The following is an 18,721-nucleotide window of genomic DNA, read 5'->3' on the forward strand; positions in this document are numbered from 1 at the left end:
CGATGAAACCTCTATTCCAGGCCTCATAGCGTCTGCAACAGTTATCATGAAGTCTGGCTTATAGAATGGCCAGTCATTATTGCCTCCATCCCATAGTATTATATCGTTCTCGGATTCAAGTACTCTAAGTATCCTGCCATAGTCAACCCCGGCGTAAACCGAGAACCCCAGCCTCAAGTAGTGCTCATATTCCTCCCTCTCCTCTATTGTTGCATTATACCTATCCAGGTCCTCAAAGCTGTGGAAACTCTGAACAACTGATTTTTCTAGATCCCCATATGGCATTGGATGTCTAACCACCCCAACCCTCAGCCCTCGTCTCTTCAATTCAAGGGCTACTTCTCTTGAAACCATGCTTTTACCGGCTCCTGTTTTAACACCTGTAACAGCTATGAGAGGCTTTATACTCTCAAGCATGGTATCCATGGGACCCAGGATCTTGAAGGTTAACCCTAGGGATGTAACACGGGAGAGGACTGAGCCTAATTCACTATAAGTTAAATCACTGTAGGCTAGTACAGCCTCTTCCACCCCATACGTCTTAACTATTTCCTCCAGGTAATCCATGCTTAGAACCGGGATACCATCGGGATATAATGATCCAGCCAGCGATGGTGGATAACGCCTGCCCGAGATACCCGGTATCTGGGTCTGGAGAAATGCTATGACCCTATAGTTAGGGTTATCCCTATAGAACACGTTGAAGTTGTGGAAGTCTCTTCCACTAGCCCCCAGTATAACTACCTTCCTGGCCATGGTTCCACCAAGAAATAATAGAGATAGTATATACTATATAAACGTTTGTGGAAAACATATTTAGATTAATATTACCAGTGCTGATCGCTGGCTGAACGGGTTAAAGGATTAAAAATGATTTTTAGGGAAAAATTACTCGAAGTCCTTCAGCTTCTCAATTATCTTATTCAACCTCTCTAACATGATCTTTCTCTCAACGCTTGCCACTAGCCTCCTTGTTGATATCACTGCGTCTGGGTTGACACTTATGCTATCTATTCCTAGCCTTACCAGGAACTCCACTATCTCTGGGTATACGCTTGGAGCTTGCCCACAAATGCTTACAGTAGCTCCCTTACTATGAGCCTTCTCAATTATCATTCTAATCGCTTCTAGTACAGCTGGATCTCTCTCATCAAAGTAGCCCATTTCAGCGAGTATATTGCTGTCTCTGTCTGCACCAAGCACCAACTGCGTGAGGTCGTTGCTACCTATACTGAATCCATCAACGTACTCAGCGAACTTATCAGCCAGTAGTGCTATGCTTGGTACCTCAGCCATTGCCCATACCTTGAAGTCCTTACTCCTCTTTAATCCCTCCTCCTCCATTATCTTAATGGCTCTATCAAGCTCCCACGTTGTCCTGACAAATGGGAACATTACCCATACGTTGCTCAATCCCATTTCTTCTCTTACTTTCCTAATGGCTCTAACCTCTAACCTGAAGCCTGGCTCATACTTCGGGTGAATGTACCTGCTGACTCCACGCCATCCTATCATCGGGTTCCTCTCCTCAGGCTCATATTTCTCGCCACCTTTCAATCCACGGTACTCATTTGTCTTGAAGTCGCTGAATCTCACTACAACTGGCCTTGGATATATTGCCTGTGCAACCTTAGCTATACCCTCAGCCAGCTTGTTGACGACTATTTCCGGCTTACCTATCTCAATTAGATATAATGGGTGATACTGTACCCAGTCAGTGAATATGAACTCTATCCTCATTAGGCCTATGCCATCGAAGGGTAGATCCTTGTATTTCTCAATAGCGTCTGGCTCACCGAGGTTCATGTATATCCTTGTAGCCGTGACAGGGTATAATGGCAGTAGTTGCTCAGGGCTGATACCTACTGCTGCAACTACTCCCTCGGTCTTCGCCTCAGCTTTTGGCTTTACTAGTTCCTCAACTATACCCTCATATATTACTCCCCTGCCACCATCAACAGTTACCTCAACACCAGATTTAATGACCTGTGTGGCGTTGCCTGTTCCAACGACTGCTGGAATACCCAGCTCACGGCTAACTATTGCAGCGTGACTTGTCATGCCTCCCTCATCGGTTACTATTGCTCTAGCTTTCTTCATTAATGGTACCCAATCAGGATCAGTCATCTTTGTTACCAGTATGTCACCTTCCTTGAACTCCATGGCCTCCTTGCTCTTCGGGTCGAATATGACTTTAGCAACACCAGCACCAATACCTGGTGAAGCTGGCAGCCCCCTAATTAGTACTTTTGCTTCACCTAGCTTCACGGTTTTACCCTTTACCTCCTCTGGTTTCTTTTCGGCTTCCTTAGCCTTCCTGGTACTCCAAACCGTCTCTGGTCTTGCCTGCACAATAAATACGTTGGCTGGGAACTGTAGGTCAGAGTCGATTGCCCACTCAATATCCATGTGTTTACCATAGTGCCTCTGGATCAATAATGCCAGCTCAGCAAGCTTCCTAACCTCTTCCTCTGTCAATGCCTGCTTATCTGGATTGGCTACCTGAGCTAGGGGCGGGCTAATGTTTTCGCCTTCCTCAGCAACCCACCTACCTTTCTGATCATCCCATTTCAAGTGGACGTTTTTACCTAGAGCTGGATCGAATGTTATCATGAATATCTTTCTATTGATGTGCTTTTCCACTATGCTAAGTGTCTTCTTATCCACAACGAACTCGTCGGGAGTAACCTTACCGCCTACGACTGACTCACCTAGACCCCAGCTACCCTCTATCACTACGACATTCTCATCTCCTGTTACAGGGTGGAGTGTGAACATTACGCCTGCACTTCTGCTGTTAACCATCTTCTGAACCGTTACGCTCATGAATGTTTTCTCATGTGGAATGCCCTGGGCAACACGGTAGAATGTTGCTCTTGCGGTGAAGAGGCTTGCCCAGCATCTCTTAACATGGTATACTACGCTGTCGGCTCCATACACGTTTAGATAGGTGTCCTGTTGTCCGGCGAAACTAGCCTCTGGCAGGTCCTCTGCTGTAGCACTACTTCTAACAGCTACTCTAAGCTTGTTTGGATCCATACCTAGCTTCTTTGCCAGCTCGATATAGTACTTCTTTATCTCCTCCTCTACTTCTGGAGGCATAGGCTGGTTCATTATCATTTCTCTTATTTTCGCGGTTGTCTCCTCAAGTTCCTTAGTATTGTTTACATCGAGCTTCCTCAGCATGCCATATATTTTCTCGCCAAGCCCCGTCTTCTCAAGGAAGTACTTGAATGCGTATGCTGTAACAGCAAATCCAGGTGGTACTGGGATCCCAGCATTAATCATTTCTCCAAGGTTTGCATTCTTACCTCCAACCAATGGGACATCTTCTTTTCTAACTTCCTCAAGCCATAGAACGAACTTGTTCTCCTTATTCATTTAACCACCTTTTCGCTTGTCTTCAAAGAATACTTATGAGGGATAAAAAGCTTTCCTATATACATCTATTAATAGTATATAGTCAATGATGCATAGGAAACTATTGATATCTAAGACGTGTTGAAAACACGTGCATCGACGGAAGGCCTCTCCAACCTTATTTTCTCCTAATCCTCTCCCTTAGCCTGGCGTAGTAGAACCATGCTGTCCTCTTTGTTCTTGAAGCATTCTCCATTATCTTCTCAGTACTCAACTTGCCTTCTCCAAGTATTTTCCTTGCCTCCTTACTACCGTACTCGATCAGGGAGATAGATGCGATAGCGTGGAGCAGCATTCTTTCTCTGAGCTTAGAGATAATTTCATCCCTCTTCTCCACGAGGAATCTGGTGTTGTAGATCCCGTTTTCAACATCCTTCGAGTCAAGGATCTCCCTTAGCACTGGTATATTGGTGTGTACTCCATTGATATATATATCGTTTAAGGCACGCTTCAGCCTATTTAAAGCTATAAGCCTACTGCTCCCCCAGGCAAGCACCTTAACCAAGAGGGTGTACTCGTCTCTTACCTTAACTCCTGGAGCTATCCCAGTGTCACATGCTACTCCTAAGCCGTTGGGCTCGTTATAAGTCTTAATTAAGCCGCTTGAAGGCTCATCCCTGAATATGTTTTTATTAAATACCTTGGCCTGGAAAGCCCACCCATTCAATGAGACGCTTTCTTGCTTCAATCCTATTGTAGAATATAGGGCCGCCTCAACCTGCTTCTCAACTAGGTCAATCCTAGTGACAGCCTCTGTGACAGCGTGCTCAGGGGATAGACCCATGTTTACTTCATTAAGGAAGACACTGCGACTTCTTGCATCATATAGAAACTCTATTGTTGCAAGATTTCTCAGCCTCATAGCTTCCCCGATTGACAAGGCGTAATTGAGTATTTTTTCCCGTAAACCATTAACTTGGAGTGTGGAGGGAGCCTCCACAAGGATTTTCATGTAGTTATCCTGGATACTACATTCCCTATCATATAAATGAATTACTTTCTCCCCGTCACCAATTAATTGTATCTCTATGTGTTTAACGTTTGTTATATATGGCTCGACATATATCCTTGAATCCCTGTATATTTTCTCGGCTTCCTTGATAAGGGTCTTCAATTGGTCTCGATCCTTCTCGCTCCACAGTATCCTAAGCCCCCTACCCCAGTTACCTTTTACGGGTTTAAGTATTAATGGATAGCCATACGTTCTTACGAATTCCTCGAGATCCTCCTCGTTTTTCACATGGCTCCATGGAAGGGTCGGTATTTCAAGCTTCTCCGCCAGTGTTTTGACAGCTAGTTTATCACGAGCAAATTCTATTTGACCAGGCGGTGGGCCAACGAATATTAATCCCCTGCGTACAACCTCCTGGGAAAACCCCGGTTCGCTCTCGAGTAAGCCGTACCCTGGGTGTATGGCTTCTGCACCGAGCTCTAATGCAGCCTCAATAATCTCCTCTGTGTTTGTGTAGCTCGATATCTTCGCCTCTTCAACCATGTATCTTCTATGGGGGCTCAACTCATCGTTGCTGACATATACTCCTAAGGGGTGGTATCCTTTTTCAATAAGGGTACGGGCTATCCTTACAGCCACCTCTCCCTTATTAGCAATAAGTATCCTTCTAGACATCACTGACCTCCTTATCTTAACCTACATTATTCTCACATACTTAATAAAACCAACCATTTCCAGTCCTAGGTTGTTGTATGTTTGCCTAGGACTGATTGTGCCTCGGCCCCGTGCTTCACTGTGGTCACTGACCACTCTATATGGGGGTCATGGGCGTCCTTCAAGCCCAACGGCACAGGGCTCACATCTAGGGTTACCCCGCTCGGACTGGCAGGCTGAGAAACACGGTGTCCCAGTAGTAACTATTGACCCTAGAGGAACGTCAACTAAGTGCCCTGGGTGCGGGGCTAAGCTAAAGGAGAATGAATATCGGAGATTGAAATATCCAAAATGCGGGTTTGAAGGAGATAGAGACCACATAGCGATTCTAAACATTGAGAGAAGAACACTAGCTAAGCTCCAGATGGGGGGCTCCGGCCCCATTGACTGCCCTCCAGATAAAAGATGTATCCCCGAATAGATGGAGGGAACCAATGACCCCCCTAAAGGGAACCCCAACCCTTTAGAGCGGGAAGGAGGTCAGCTCGAATCTACTCCCGCTACTCAATTCTAGGTATCAACCTGGATTTTCTCAAATCTCTTAGCAAAGTCGACATATATCTTGCTAACCCTTACTACATCGCTTATCCTAATGTATTCATTGGGTTTATGAGCTAGCCCCACCTCACCTGGTCCGTATGATACGGCTGGTATTCCTTTAATTGTATAGTATCTCAAATCCAGCCCACCAATACATATGGTTTTCCTAGGTTCTCTACCAGTATTCTCCCTTATGATCTCACCGAGTATTTGAGTGTACTTGTTATCAGGCGGGGTGAACGCTGACGGCGAGGACTCTACAAGTGTGAATGATGAATCTATATTGAGCTCCCTGCTGACCTGACCAAGTAATTCCTGGATTTCTCCAATCACATCCTCAACCCTCTCCTCAACTATCAACCTCCTATCTATGCTGAAACCCGCTGTTCCAGGCACTATATTTATCGATCCAGGTGCGATCAAGAGTCCACCCGGTGTAATCGTGGGATAGGCTGCTCTTTCATCCTCGTATAGGTAGTTACTCTTCCTGGAGGAAACCCGCTCCCTATATCTCTTAAGGAATTCCTGCGCGAACACAAGCATCTTCTCGAACGCGTTGTCTCCAAGCCACGGTGCTGAGCCGTGAGCCTGCTTACCATGTACCCTTATGATACCCCATACATTTCCTCTATGACCGATATAGATGTTATCTAAGCCGGAGGGTTCAGCTATGATAACATAGTCAGGCCTACTACCAAGCTCGTTAACCAGGTAGCCTGTGCCAGTCCTACCCCCTATCTCTTCATCCGGTACAAGAGCGGCCTCGATAATTACACTTGGCTCTCTTCTCTCCTGTGCAAGAGATATGAGGGCTGTAAGTATAGACGCTATCCCACCCTTCATATCCGTTGTGCCACGCCCATATACTAGATCATCCCTGACAACGGGTTCGAAGGGCGGCGTCTCCCAGCCCTCTCCCGGTGATACTACATCATAATGTCCATTGAATTGAAGTACCTTTTCACCGCTACCTATTCTAGCCAGCAATATGAACCTGGGTTTCTCAGGGTTGAATTCCCTGGGAAGAGTCTTCCTAAGGAATTCATCGGGAACCCTGTGTATTGTCACATGGATACCATATTCCGATAACTGCTCCCGGTAATAGTCAACCATATCCTCATAGGTTTCTCCAAGCACAGTGGGGAACTTGATACTATCAACAAGTATCTTTTTAGCTATCTCATGTATTTGAGAAATAGTCAAGGAGCATCCCCTAAAGATGGGGTTGAATGGTTAGTTTTTTAAAAAAAAAACTAGGCTTTTTCAACATGTATTATTTGAACAGGACAGGCATTAGCTGCATCCTGCGCGCACTGAGCTAGGTCATCTGGGATCAAGCCCACTGCTATATTACCTTTCTCCCTGTATTTCTCGACTATTTGTGACTTATTGTCTTCAGGATTCATCTCGAAGACGTCGGGACATATTGAGACACATACCATGTCAGATATACAGTTTTCCCTTGGTTCAATTCTCACTCTATACATAGCCTAGCACCATCGATATAATAACTCGTCATAGGTTATAAAAATATCGAGTCGTATGGGGTAAGGATTTAGTGCTAGACAGGGCTGGGGGGGAATGCTTTTGAACAAGGTAATCGCGATCCTTAGCGCTGGAACCATTGGAAGCATACTGAAAATACTTGGAGGCATACTCTACGGTAGTAATACATTGTTCGTTGATGCCTTAACAAGCATTGCAAACATGATAGCACTACTCGTGGTGATATGGTCAAGAAGGGTGGTCACTATACCGCCCGACTCTGATCATCACTTCGGGCACGAACGCTTCGAGTACATTGGTATACTCGTAATGATTGTGACCTATGGTTTTGTAGCAGGCATCAGCATCACCCGTTTATATTATGTGAGAGAATACAGTGTAGAACTTAATGCATTCTACTTAGCAGTTACAGCCATCCTAGCATACTCTATTGCCATATTCTTATCGAGGAGTGCCCCTCCATCTATTAGGGCATACGGCGCATTCACTATAAGTGAGGTTCTAGAAGGCGTAGTGGGCATTATAGCCAGCCTAGGCGGCGCGCTATACAGCTATCTAATAGATTATGGAGGCGCCGTATTACTCACCTCCTATATTTTCTACGAGATATATGAGGAGGGGCGTAACCTAACATCATTCATGGCTGATGAGGCACCACCGCCAAGCATCTACGAGAAAATAGTGGGAATAGCTGAGTCTGAGGGTTTCTCAATTAAATCCATAAGGCTTAGAACAATAGTGCCCGGTAAGTATCACGGGGACATAGTACTAAGTCCTGGGAGCACCAGGTATGAAAACCTGAAGAATTTAAAGAAAAAACTCGGTGAGAACGGTGTGGATGTATGTATAGAGGTGTCTAGCCCTTAAATAACTCAACGTAATAGCTATACAACCCCTGGACAATCATCTCAACTGCTACACCGGAGATAATCAACGCCATGAATCTACCTATAGCGCGCACAGTAGACATGCTTAAGAGCCTTGTCAATATGTCACTTAGAGCTAGTATAAGGAATGTAACGCTACAAGCTATAACTCCAGCAATTAAAACCACTACCACACCAGTTGTCTCCTGGAGAGACGATGTCAACAAGAGTATGGTTGTTATGGTACCCGGCCCGATGATAAGGGGCGTTGCTATTGGTACGACCGCTATATCGCCTGGATGCATACGCTTAGTTCTAACCTCATCACCGAGCATGTCTAGCGCTATAGTCATCAATATTATGCCTCCTCCAACCCTGAGGCTGGCTATTGAGATGTTGAATGCTTCAAGGATGTAGCGACCTACCAGGGTAAAAAGTATTACCAGTATTAATCCCGCGAAATACGCTTTCTTAACTATCTCAAGCCTCCTACGGCGTTCTAATCCCTCGGTAAGAGACATAAATGTAGGTATAGCCGAGAAAGGATTCATTATAGCTATTAACTGTGTGAAGTAACTTAGCAGTATAATCAAGTAATCCATAATACACTACCTCTTCCTCGGCTTTAACTCGCCAATATATGTTCCAAAGCCTTTTTTACCTATGAGCTCATATTTTTCTATGATTACTTCCCCATTTACTATTAGGTAATATGGATAGCCATACAATTCCATGCCCTCCCATGGGGTCCAATCAACTTTATGATGATGGGTTGAAGCAGTTATTCTCTTAGACTTTCCTGTCTCAAGAATCACTAGGTCAGCATGACTGCCAATCGATAACTCACCCTTTAAGGGGTAGATGCCAAGTATTTTAGCCGGATTCCTTGATGTAACATCTATGAATCTAGCTAGCGAGATACGTCTTTGGAGAATACCATATGTAAATAAGAATGGAATCATTATCTCCAGATTAGGGATACCGGCCCATGCCTCCCATACATTAGCCTCCTTCATGCTTCTAGGTGCTGGAGCGTTATCACTTACATATGCGTCTATAATGCCTTCATCGAGAGCCCTCCATAATGCATCCCTATCCTCCCTTGTTTTAATCGTGGGGGCTACTTTAAGGTATGCTCCAAACCTCGATGTCTCATCCCTTGTGAAGAATAAGTGGTGAGGCGTTACCTCACTAGTTAAACCAATCTTCTTCCTAAGGACTGCAACAGCCTCAATCCCCTCTCTGCTGGAGAGATGGGCGATATGCACCCTTGCACCTACATCTATGCTTATATAGCCGACTCTATATATTGCTGAAGCCTCGGTGGCGCCTGTCCTACTTAAGTGAAACGCCGCGATGCTGTTCTGCGATAACAGCTTCTTCTCCCAGTATCCTATCAATGACTCGTCTTCAGCATGCACTATTGCGACTCCATTAGCAACAGCCACTTGTTCGAAGGCATCGGGTAATGCTTCATCGCTTATTTTGAATGGTCTACATGTGAAGAACTTGAATGTTTTAACACCATATCGTGCTAACTCGGGTATAGAATTATAGTTCTTCTCATTAATGAAGCCGCCTGTCACACCATAGTTTATATATGAGTTCTTCCTAGCCTCACTCAGCTTCTCCTCAAGGATTTTCCTGTTATCAACAATTGTTCTGAGGGGCATATCAACTATTGTTGTTAAACCACCGAATGCGGCTGCTAGACTACCTGTCTCCCAGTCTTCATTGCTAGTGTAAGCCGGATCATATATATGGGCATGTATGTCTATGCCTCCAGGTATAGTTAATCTCTCTTCAGCGTTGATGACTCTGTCAGCCTGTATCTCTTTCCTACCAATATAAGTGATAACACCGTCCTCAATATATATGTTGCCAACCACTATATCCCCTGATGGTAAAGGGATGCCGGCATTCTTAACGAGTAGCGTCAACAGTTAAACACCACCTAGCTTTCTAATTGTTTTATCCTAATTGTAAAACTATTTAAATACTGAGACCAAGTAGTCAACCACCCAGCTATAAAACACGGGCTTAAGCATTTACATCCTACTTTACGGTCGAGGACCTCCTTAAAGAAAATAGAAGACTGATTGATCAGCGTTGATGGATTAATTCAACATATATTGAGGGCTTAAGGGGCAGCGCCTTCTCTGATTTAGGTATTCTTTTAGCCCTTGCATCATCCTCCCATAGTACCTCTACATCCACATTGAACTTCCTGGAGTAGTATTGCGCCATATACATGTAAGTATTGAATTCAGTGGAGCTCGATATAAGCTTCACCTTCTCATTTGGCTGTTTCTTGAAGTAGTTGTAGACCTCGGCTATCTCGACTTCCCTGCCCTTCAACCCGTATCTACTTCTCATGTAATCCATTATCTCTCTTAGCTGGATGCCATCCAGGGTTTTAACAGCTGTCTCTCTCTTCCACTCTGGCGCAACTATAATATATATCTTCCCTGGCACCCCCTTGACTAACCCAAGTATCTCCCTTATATCTTCCTGAAGGGCTAACGCGTTATCGATGGCCGTAGTTATCTCAGGATACCTTGCTTCACGAGAGGTTGGCCACGAGCCTTTGGACAAGAAGCCCTTGCCACCCATTAATTCATTTATCTCCTCTGTTACATGAGGTATCACAGGGTTCACTACTGTGATCCAGTCCCTTAATACTTGTTTAATACTACAGAGATAGCGATCACCCACTATATCACGGTACTTATCGATCAGAGATAATACGTTGAAGAACGCATTCTGCACATATTCCCGTATCTCCATGTGTTCGATATTACTGCTTGCATCACTGATCAACTGATGGAATTTATCCATAAACCATCTTGAGGCAGCATCATCACCCGCGTTATCCCTGCACTCAGCTCCAACAGCGTTTTCAGCGAGCTCTACAAACCTCTTCAATGAATCTATTACAATGGCCACCTCCTTCTCTCTCCAATCCAGCACGCTATCCAATCCGGCTGCCCATGATATGTAAAGACGGAATAAATCGGCTGAGTATAGTCTAGCGATATCCCTTAAGGGTATTACATTACCCTTGCTCTTCGACATTTTGGCTCCTTCACGTATCACTGTCTCGTTCAGGGTTATCATCCTGGGCCAGTGCTCACGCGGGAATATCACTACGTGGTGAAATATGTAGAAAGAGAGATGATTGCTTATATGCGGTATAGATGTATGCCTATGATCAACCGGGTACCAGTACATGAATTCAGACCGCATCTCCTCAAGTACCTTCAACGGCACACTTGTTTTACTAGAGACATCCACAGGGTCCCCTATTCCAAGGAACACGTAGTCGAATAACTCCGGCGTCAGCGACTCTGGTTTAATACCGTATTCACGGATCTTATGCACTATAGTATAGAACGCCATGTATATTGTTGAATCGCTTAGGCTCTCAATAATCCAGTCAGGCGACCATGGTAAAGGTGTGCCAATACCCCTCTTCCTAGCACAGGGTCTTTTATCCAGCCAGTCTACCGTGTCCAGGAAAGCCTTCCTGTATTTCTCAGGGATCACTACTAACTCTTCTTCTATATACTTCTTCACCCTCTCCTTAAAGGCCTTCACACCATAGTTGAGGAACCACTGCCCCCTTATCTTGGCTACTATGATCTCGCCGCCCGACCTACACTTTGCCTTCCTATTCAACTCATAGAATATGAATGCCTGGTTAGAGTCGATCAGCCTCTTCCTAATGACCTCCCTGGCTTCTTTAACTGTGAGACCCTTCACCAATGGGTCATCGACGATCATCACTCCATTATAATACTGCTCCCTATATACCTCCTTGCTAACCTCCTCCAGGCGCTCATCTATCTGGCTCTTAATACCTATTTTCTCAACTATTATTTTTGCATGGTGATCACTTAGCCCTGGTACATCAATTATCTTGATAGGTGTGATCGAGTCAATTATCTCAGGGTTTAAGCCATATTCTCTAAGCACGTTTTTATTGGCTTTTAACTCCTGGAGAGCCACGTAGTCGTATGGTGCATCACTTGGCTCACTATAGACTACCCCCGTGGCGTTATCTGGATCAACGAATTCAGCTGGTAGAACAATTACTTCCTTACCAAGCGGTGAGACCACTCTTCTACCAACTAATCCCTTACCTGGTATCTCTCTGAGAACCCTTATCTCCTTCTCAGGATGCTGGTGAACCAGTTTTACATATGCTTTTTCCGATACTATTAACACCTCGTCTCCAAAGGATATCTCAAGGTATTTTGCATTAGGGTTAACCCATAGATTCGTGACACCGTAAATCGTCTCGGGTCTCAGCGTCGCTGCTGCCAGGTACACCTTCCATTCCGGGTCAAGGAATTTCACGGCTGTGTACTCGAGTATCTCAACCGGGTTCACATCAGCGTCCTGTATATCGTCCTCTCCTTCTGGTTGTTTATGGAGGAGGCAGTATGTTACAATGTGATCACCTATCGTAATCAATCCCTTCTCATTGAGTTTATGGTATTGCCACGTGACGAACTTGTTGTATATGGGTTCGCCGGTATGGAATTTCCTCCTCCAGTCGATACTGTATCCAAGGGCATCGAAGTCTGATTGTATCCTCTCAGCGAAGAACACGGCTAGATTCAATGGGTTCTTGAATGATTCAAGTATCTCGTTAACCTTTCCCTCATCGCTGACATAGTATCTTATATACGACTTATACATGTTGACAACGCGTTCATCGCCACGTGCTATCATCTCTGAAACAGCTAGCACTGGTGTACCCGTTATATGAAAGGCCATGGGATAGAGGACATTGTATCCCTTCAGCCTCTTATACCTTGCGATAATATCTCCAATAGTATATGTTCTCCCATGTCCTATGTGTAAAGGTGCGTTACTGTAGGGGTAGGGTACGGTTATAAAGTACTTAGGCTTCCCTGGTTCCGGGTTCGCCTCGAAAACCCTGTTCTCCCTCCACCTAGCTTGCCACTTAGCCTCTATACTCCTCAACCACTCTAGAAACTCCCTTTCATTCAATCCTGGACACCGTTCCAAGCCTATTCTAGACTAGAAATAAAGCATATAGTTTGTTTAAAACTCTATGTATCATGTTAACTCTTCCTATCTATATCCTGCAGAATACTATGAGGCTGGAGAACTCTGTGATAACTATGTATGCTGCGAGCAATATTGCGTTCTCCGCTATTAGAATACTCTGAATCACACCTCCAACAAGCATTGCTAACCCCTCTACTAAGCCGTAGAACCCATAAGCAAAAGCCCTTTTTTCAGCCGGTACCAGGTCTGAGACAGCCACCCTGATATTCGTCTCGAAAACTCCCATGGTAAGACCCCATGTAAACGCCATTATTAATGGGTTTCTATCAATAAACACCGTGAACGCTATGCCTGCAGCCATGGATGCCAGTGGGGCTAGGATAGTGCTTTTCATCCCTATTCTATCGTAAAGGAGCCCCGAGGGCACGGCTAGCAAACCGTCTACCAGCATAGCTATACTATAGAGCAGGGCTATGTAGTCCCCCCTTAATCCTATATTTTTAGCGTGGTAGCTGATTATATCCCACGATATAAAGCCTAGGCTGAAGAGGAAGAATCCAGCTGTATACATGTAGTAGCTACGCGTTAAACCCTTGAAGCCTAGCATACTTTTTCTCGTTGAAAGCGAACTGGGCTGTGGATACATAGACCAGGCAATAATAGCTAGTACTACAGCTATGACCCCGGGAACACCAAGCATTAGAAATACTCTGGGATAATCCTGATTACTCGCCACGAGGATCAGTGATGCCAGTAACGGCCCTAACACAGCCCCTGCTTGATCCATGGTTTCATGAACCCCGAATCCAAGCCCCTTACCTATTCCCTCGCTTACCTCAGCTAGTATAACGTCTCTTGCAGGGGCCCTTAGGCCTTTCCCAAACCGCTCTAACACAATAAGTATCAGCACCAGTTCCCACCTATTGGTAAGCGCTAGAAGCGGTACAACGATAACGTTGATCAAATACCCTGTTACAGTAAGCACCCAGAGTATGATTGGCTTTCTAAGGTAATCGCTTAAAACACCACTCAGAAACCTTGATCCATAGCTGACAAGCCAGCCTATATTAATTAAGCCTGCCACTATAATGGGGGCACCAATGATCTCCAGGTAGCTTCCACGTATAGATAACGCTCCCTCATAGGTCATGTCAGCGAAAAGTGATATGAGTCCTAGGAGTATGAATACCACGATCGTCTTTCTCATCACTACCGCCCAATAACATTTTATAATCGTTACAATACACTAATAGAGCTGAAAATACATTAATAAGCCTTTGACACCACTATCCATTTATGGCATGGTGCATTTGAGATGGTTAGACACTGGATCGACGAGCTGGCCGACAACATCTACAACGCATTGACAAAGAGAGGTAAAGAGGTATATGTATTCAATGGTGGGCTCTCAGTCTCAGGACTACAGCATGTTGGAAGACTGCGCGGTGAAATAATAATAGCTGAGACGTTGAGGAAAATACTCAGTGAACGAGGACTCAAGATAAAACAATACCTCACACTCTACACGCAAGATGCTTGGAAGGGAAAGGAGCAACAATTGAAGCAGTTCCCCAATCCAGGTGAGGCAGCAAGGTACAAGGGTAATCCATTAATTAGAGTACCTGATCCAAAGGGGTGCCATGGTAACTGGGTTGAACACTATTGGAGTGATTTTGGGCCATTCATCAACGAGTTCACAGACGGCAATATCGAGGTAATTACAACAACAGACATGTATAAGGACAAGATGAAGCAATTCATAAAGCTAACGCTTGAGAAGCGAGAAGAGGTCAGGAAAACAATCAACAAGTACAGGGGCAGAAAACCATACTCTGAGGGATGGATACCAATCGAGCCAGTATGCGAGAAATGCGGGAGAATAGATACAACAGAGGTTGTAAGGCTAATCGATGAAGACCACGTCGAATATGTCTGCGAGCACTGTGGTTACAAAGGGGTTACAGAGATAAGTAATGGGAAACTAATGTGGAGAATAGAATGGGTTGGCGTATGGTGGACGCTTGGAGTAGACTTCGAACCCTACGGCAAGGATCATGCGATGCCTGGTGGAAGCAGAGATAGCTGTGTAGACCTAGCGGTAAACGTCTATGGGATAAAACCACCGGAGGGGCTACCATACGAGTGGGTGGAGTGGAGGACACCCACAGGGCAAATAGCAGACATGGGAAGCAGTGATTTTCTGGGATTCACGCCAAGGGACTGGGTGGAGGTAGCGCATCCACATATATATAGGTTCATCGTGTTGAAGACGCCGCCAATGAAGAAATATGCTGTTGGATTACACGAAGTCCCCCAGTATTATAGCCAGTACTACAAGGCTGAGAGAATATATTACGGGCTAGAGAAAGCGAAGGATGAAGAGGAGGAAGTCATATTAAAGAGGAGCTATGAGCTAAGCTATCCAAAGGGAGCCCCACCAAGGGAACCTCCCGAGCAAATACCCTATACACACCTCGCTGTTCTAGCCCAGATAATACCAAGGGATAAATGGGTGGATGAGGGCTTAAAGAGATTGAAGAACATTGGGTTACTCCCAGCTGAACCAAGTCGCTACGGGGTTCAAAGAGTCCTTGAAACTATTCCAAGGGCTTATATATGGGCAGTTAAATATGGTGGCGAGGCAAACGTATTCACATTGAATACTATTGAAGAGGCCGGCAAGAAGGCTCGGGAAATACCAGGAGAGTATATAGGGCTATTCATACGGTTATATGAGGGGCTCTCAACATTAAGCGAGTGGAGTGAGGAAGCAATTAAGAATACAATGGTTAATATAACGAGCTCACTGGAGAAAAACAAGGTTAACGACTTCTATAAATACTTTTACATGCTGTATATTGGAAAACCAAGTGGACCTAGGGCCGCCCCATTACTCGCTCTAATGGGTAGGGAGCAGGCACTCAGGTACCTCGAAGTATTTAAATACACTAAGTGAGAACCAGACTTAAACCTGGTTTTCAAAATTTAAGTGAATACTAAGAGGAAGGAAAAGAAGAAAAAGCTTTTTGATAAAAGCTATATGCTATACTGTCTTTTCCTCCTTATAGTATACCTTACCCAGGCTCGAAGGCGATGCAAATATTCTCCTCAGCTCGGTGGCACCATATATCACCATTACGCTGAGGGCCCCTATAAACGGTATTAGCTTTGCGACGTCGGCTGATACTTTCAGTATAACCATTATTTCTATACTGTATTCTAGGAGTCCGCCGAAAGCAAATGAGAGAGGTATTAGGTATATGGGGTTTCTTCCACCAGCCAAGGCTATTGTAAACGCGAACCACCCATATCCAAGGATATATGACTTTATATCCCAGTATCTCTGCCATGCCAGTGGATTTAATGCGGCTCCTACACCGATAATGTAGAATCCTAGGATACCTGCCAACAGTCTTGTCTTTAATACGTTGACCCCGAGTGCTGAGGCTGCATGGGGGTTTTCACCACAAGCCTTTATCGATGCACCTAATGGTGTTTTCTCCAAGAAGACGTATACGAGAACCCCGGCTATAATGGATGCGATGAGCAGTGTGGTATAGGTTATTGCGTCGTATGGCAACGCATAGGGTTCAATGCTTCCGATACTCTGGCGTATAGGATAACCCATCATTATACCCAATCCATATCCAACAAACTGTAGTGAGAGTCCTAGGGCGCCGTGACTGATTGGTAGAGATGTTAGAACCCACGCCATGAACGCGCCAAGCACAGCTGTGAATACACCGGTTAAAAGTATTGCGAGTATCGTTGTAACTGGATAAGTTATACCGAGAAACGTTAATCCATTATATAGTGTTACAGCTAGATAGACGCTGACACCAGTTGAGAAGAAGAAGGCTCCATCGATAGCCAGGTTAAGTATACCGGATTTCTCAACTATACTGTGTCCCACCGCAACTAGATACATTGTTGAAAAGGCTGCTATTAAAGGAGCTAAAGCCTCTATAGCCGATCCATCCATCTAGACCACCCTCACCTCATAGTCGCGGAGGAATCTAACTATGGTATACACGGCGAGAATCAGGCCTATAAGTAACAGGGTTTGCTCTAGTCCACCTAATCCACCAACCTGGAGATTTATGCCGGCTGTCCTGAGTGAGGCGACAATGTATGCTGAGACAGGTATTAATTTATAATCAAGCATGGATAACCACGCAACCAGTATTGCTAAATAACCATATCCAGCTGTTTGTCCCTCTATAGGGTACGATAGCCTCAGTAGATCGCTCAGTGTATAGAATGCCGAGGTGAAGCCAACTATAGCGCCTGATATAGTTAAAGCTAAGACTAGTGTGAGACGTGTATTCACCCCCACGCTTCTTAAGTAGTCCGGGTTTGAGCCAAGTATCCTTATTCTAAGCCCTATTTGAGTCTTGTTTAATAGGTACCATACAGTAAACATTATAATTATCATTGCTACCAGCCATGGAAGATAATATATTACCTCATAAATGAATCCCAGGAATGTATCCACTGCAGGATTACCCGTGAACCTTCTCTCTAAACCGGTAACATATAGCCTATATATGCTGGGTATTTCATCAGTCCTATTATAACCATATACACGTGTACCTTTAAGGGGGCCTATCACCAGGATATTTACTACGTAGTATGCTATATAGTTCAATATCAGGGTCACCGGTACCTCGTCTATTTCAAGGTATGCCCTAATGAAGCCGGCTATTGATGCCCAGGCAGCACCAGTGATCGTTGAAACAATGATTATAAGCAGTATTATTGTGACAGCGTGTAGCTGTGAGGGGGGATTAGGCATTACATGCAGGGTCAGTACTATTACCGGTATTGTTGATATGAAGAGCTGCCCCTCAGCTCCAATATTCCATAGTGCACCCTTAAATGACACGAGTAATGCGTATCCAAGCATTGTTAGGATAATGAAGTCTTTCACAATAGATGGGGACACGAACGAGATCAGTAATGTACCTAATACTTCAACAGGACTCCTTCCCTGTATAGCTAAAATAGTTGTGAATAACGCCACACCTATCGTTAGCGAGAGCAATATTATTAGTATGGTTCCATATTTCAGAGGCGTCTTCCGCCTCACTATAAGTATCCGCATGCTACATCACCATTAAGTGTTCTATTTCGCTTCTTTTAACTGTTTCAGCATTAAATGGACCGTAGACTTTCCCAGAGTTCATCACGTATATGGTGTCACTTAACTGGAAGATCTCATCGAGGTCTTCACTAGCGAGCAACACCCCTATTCTTCCATTCACAGCCTTATCCTTAATGATTCTACGCACCATTACAGCTGTAACCTCGTCGAGGGCTCTTGTAGGATTATAAGCTATCAACGCAGTCTTACTGTATTCTAGTTCCCGCCCCACAATCACCTTCATTATATTACCTCCAGAGAGTACCTTGACAGGTGTTTCCTCATTCCTCGCTAGAACCTGGTATTTCTTCATTACTCTAACCGATATCTCCCTTGCCTCATCCCATCTAATTATAGCTCTATCTTTCTGAAATAATACGGCAATGTTTTCAAGGATAGTGTTATCTGAGGAGACGCCATGACGTAGGGGTATATCTGGTATGTATCCGACCCCAAGCTGTCTAACTAGGCCTACACCCTTATTAGTTACATCATTGCCGATGATAGTTATTCTTCCTTTATTGACCCTGATTAATCCTA

At 44.7% G+C, this 18,721-nt stretch carries 13 protein-coding genes and 2 pseudogenes; 3 read left to right on the top strand and 12 right to left on the bottom strand.

Annotated features, from left to right (window positions below; all coding sequences use genetic code 11):
* The 3 genes and pseudogenes from ACP5N5_RS01440 to ACP5N5_RS01450 form a co-directional block, all read right to left on the bottom strand.
* Positions 1-756 (bottom strand): annotated as a pseudogene (locus tag ACP5N5_RS01440) (GTPase); the annotation flags it as partial.
* Between the two features lie 132 nt (positions 757-888).
* On the bottom strand, positions 889-3,381 hold the full coding sequence (gene ppsA / locus ACP5N5_RS01445; protein ID WP_428131678.1) for a phosphoenolpyruvate synthase: 2,493 nt from the start codon (positions 3,379-3,381) through the stop codon (positions 889-891).
* Positions 3,382-3,538: 157 nt separating this feature from the next.
* On the bottom strand, positions 3,539-5,047 hold the full coding sequence (locus ACP5N5_RS01450; protein ID WP_428131681.1) for a biotin carboxylase N-terminal domain-containing protein: 1,509 nt from the start codon (positions 5,045-5,047) through the stop codon (positions 3,539-3,541).
* Between the two features lie 97 nt (positions 5,048-5,144).
* Between ACP5N5_RS01450 and ACP5N5_RS01455 the strand changes: the two genes are divergently transcribed.
* Positions 5,145-5,507, top strand: a complete 363-nt coding sequence (locus ACP5N5_RS01455; protein ID WP_428131684.1) for a zinc ribbon domain-containing protein — start codon at positions 5,145-5,147, stop codon at positions 5,505-5,507.
* 89 nt (positions 5,508-5,596) lie between these two features.
* Here the strand turns inward: ACP5N5_RS01455 and ACP5N5_RS01460 are convergent, their stop codons facing one another.
* Together ACP5N5_RS01460 and ACP5N5_RS01465 are read right to left on the bottom strand one after the other, a co-directional pair.
* Positions 5,597-6,829 carry a M20 family metallopeptidase gene (locus ACP5N5_RS01460; protein WP_012608296.1) on the bottom strand — a complete coding sequence of 411 codons (1,233 nt, stop codon included), beginning with the start codon at positions 6,827-6,829 and terminating at the stop codon, positions 5,597-5,599.
* A gap of 50 nt (positions 6,830-6,879) precedes the next feature.
* Positions 6,880-7,113, bottom strand: a complete 234-nt coding sequence (locus ACP5N5_RS01465) for a ferredoxin (RefSeq protein ID WP_012608295.1) — start codon at positions 7,111-7,113, stop codon at positions 6,880-6,882.
* A 94-nt stretch (positions 7,114-7,207) separates the two neighbouring features.
* On the opposite strand from ACP5N5_RS01465, the gene ACP5N5_RS01470 reads away from it, so the two are divergent.
* Entirely contained in the window at positions 7,208-7,999 is a 792-nt protein-coding gene (locus ACP5N5_RS01470; protein ID WP_428131692.1) for a cation diffusion facilitator family transporter, read from the top strand.
* On the opposite strand, the gene ACP5N5_RS01475 is transcribed toward ACP5N5_RS01470, so the two are convergent.
* From ACP5N5_RS01475 to ACP5N5_RS01490, 4 genes are all read right to left on the bottom strand, one after another.
* Positions 7,989-8,600 carry a MarC family protein gene (locus ACP5N5_RS01475; protein WP_428131695.1) on the bottom strand — a complete coding sequence of 204 codons (612 nt, stop codon included), beginning with the start codon at positions 8,598-8,600 and terminating at the stop codon, positions 7,989-7,991. The genes ACP5N5_RS01470 and ACP5N5_RS01475 overlap by 11 nt on opposite strands.
* Positions 8,601-8,606: 6 nt before the next feature.
* The gene (locus ACP5N5_RS01480; protein ID WP_012608292.1) at positions 8,607-9,938 is read right to left on the bottom strand and encodes a dihydroorotase; all 1,332 of its coding nucleotides are present in this window, start codon (positions 9,936-9,938) and stop codon (positions 8,607-8,609) included.
* Positions 9,939-10,101: 163 nt separating this feature from the next.
* On the bottom strand, positions 10,102-13,017 hold the full coding sequence (leuS, locus tag ACP5N5_RS01485) for a leucine--tRNA ligase (RefSeq protein WP_428131702.1): 2,916 nt from the start codon (positions 13,015-13,017) through the stop codon (positions 10,102-10,104).
* A gap of 88 nt (positions 13,018-13,105) precedes the next feature.
* Complete coding sequence (locus tag ACP5N5_RS01490; RefSeq protein WP_428131707.1) at positions 13,106-14,245, bottom strand: MFS transporter; 1,140 nt, start codon at positions 14,243-14,245, stop codon at positions 13,106-13,108.
* Between the two features lie 108 nt (positions 14,246-14,353).
* Between ACP5N5_RS01490 and lysS the strand changes: the two genes are divergently transcribed.
* Complete coding sequence (gene lysS / locus ACP5N5_RS01495; protein ID WP_042667464.1) at positions 14,354-15,994, top strand: lysine--tRNA ligase; 1,641 nt, start codon at positions 14,354-14,356, stop codon at positions 15,992-15,994.
* A gap of 87 nt (positions 15,995-16,081) precedes the next feature.
* Here the strand turns inward: lysS and ACP5N5_RS01500 are convergent, their stop codons facing one another.
* From ACP5N5_RS01500 to ACP5N5_RS01510, 3 genes and pseudogenes are all read right to left on the bottom strand, one after another.
* On the bottom strand, positions 16,082-17,020 hold the full coding sequence (locus tag ACP5N5_RS01500; protein WP_012608288.1) for an ABC transporter permease subunit: 939 nt from the start codon (positions 17,018-17,020) through the stop codon (positions 16,082-16,084).
* Positions 17,021-18,142, bottom strand: coding sequence for an ABC transporter permease (locus ACP5N5_RS01505; RefSeq protein ID WP_428131715.1), 1,122 nt, complete (start codon positions 18,140-18,142; stop codon positions 17,021-17,023).
* 1 nt (position 18,143) lies between these two features.
* Positions 18,144-18,721 (bottom strand): annotated as a pseudogene (locus ACP5N5_RS01510) (ABC transporter ATP-binding protein); the annotation flags it as partial.

The organism is Desulfurococcus sp. (assembly GCF_049970475.1).
Classification (GTDB): domain Archaea; phylum Thermoproteota; class Thermoprotei_A; order Sulfolobales; family Desulfurococcaceae; genus Desulfurococcus; species Desulfurococcus amylolyticus.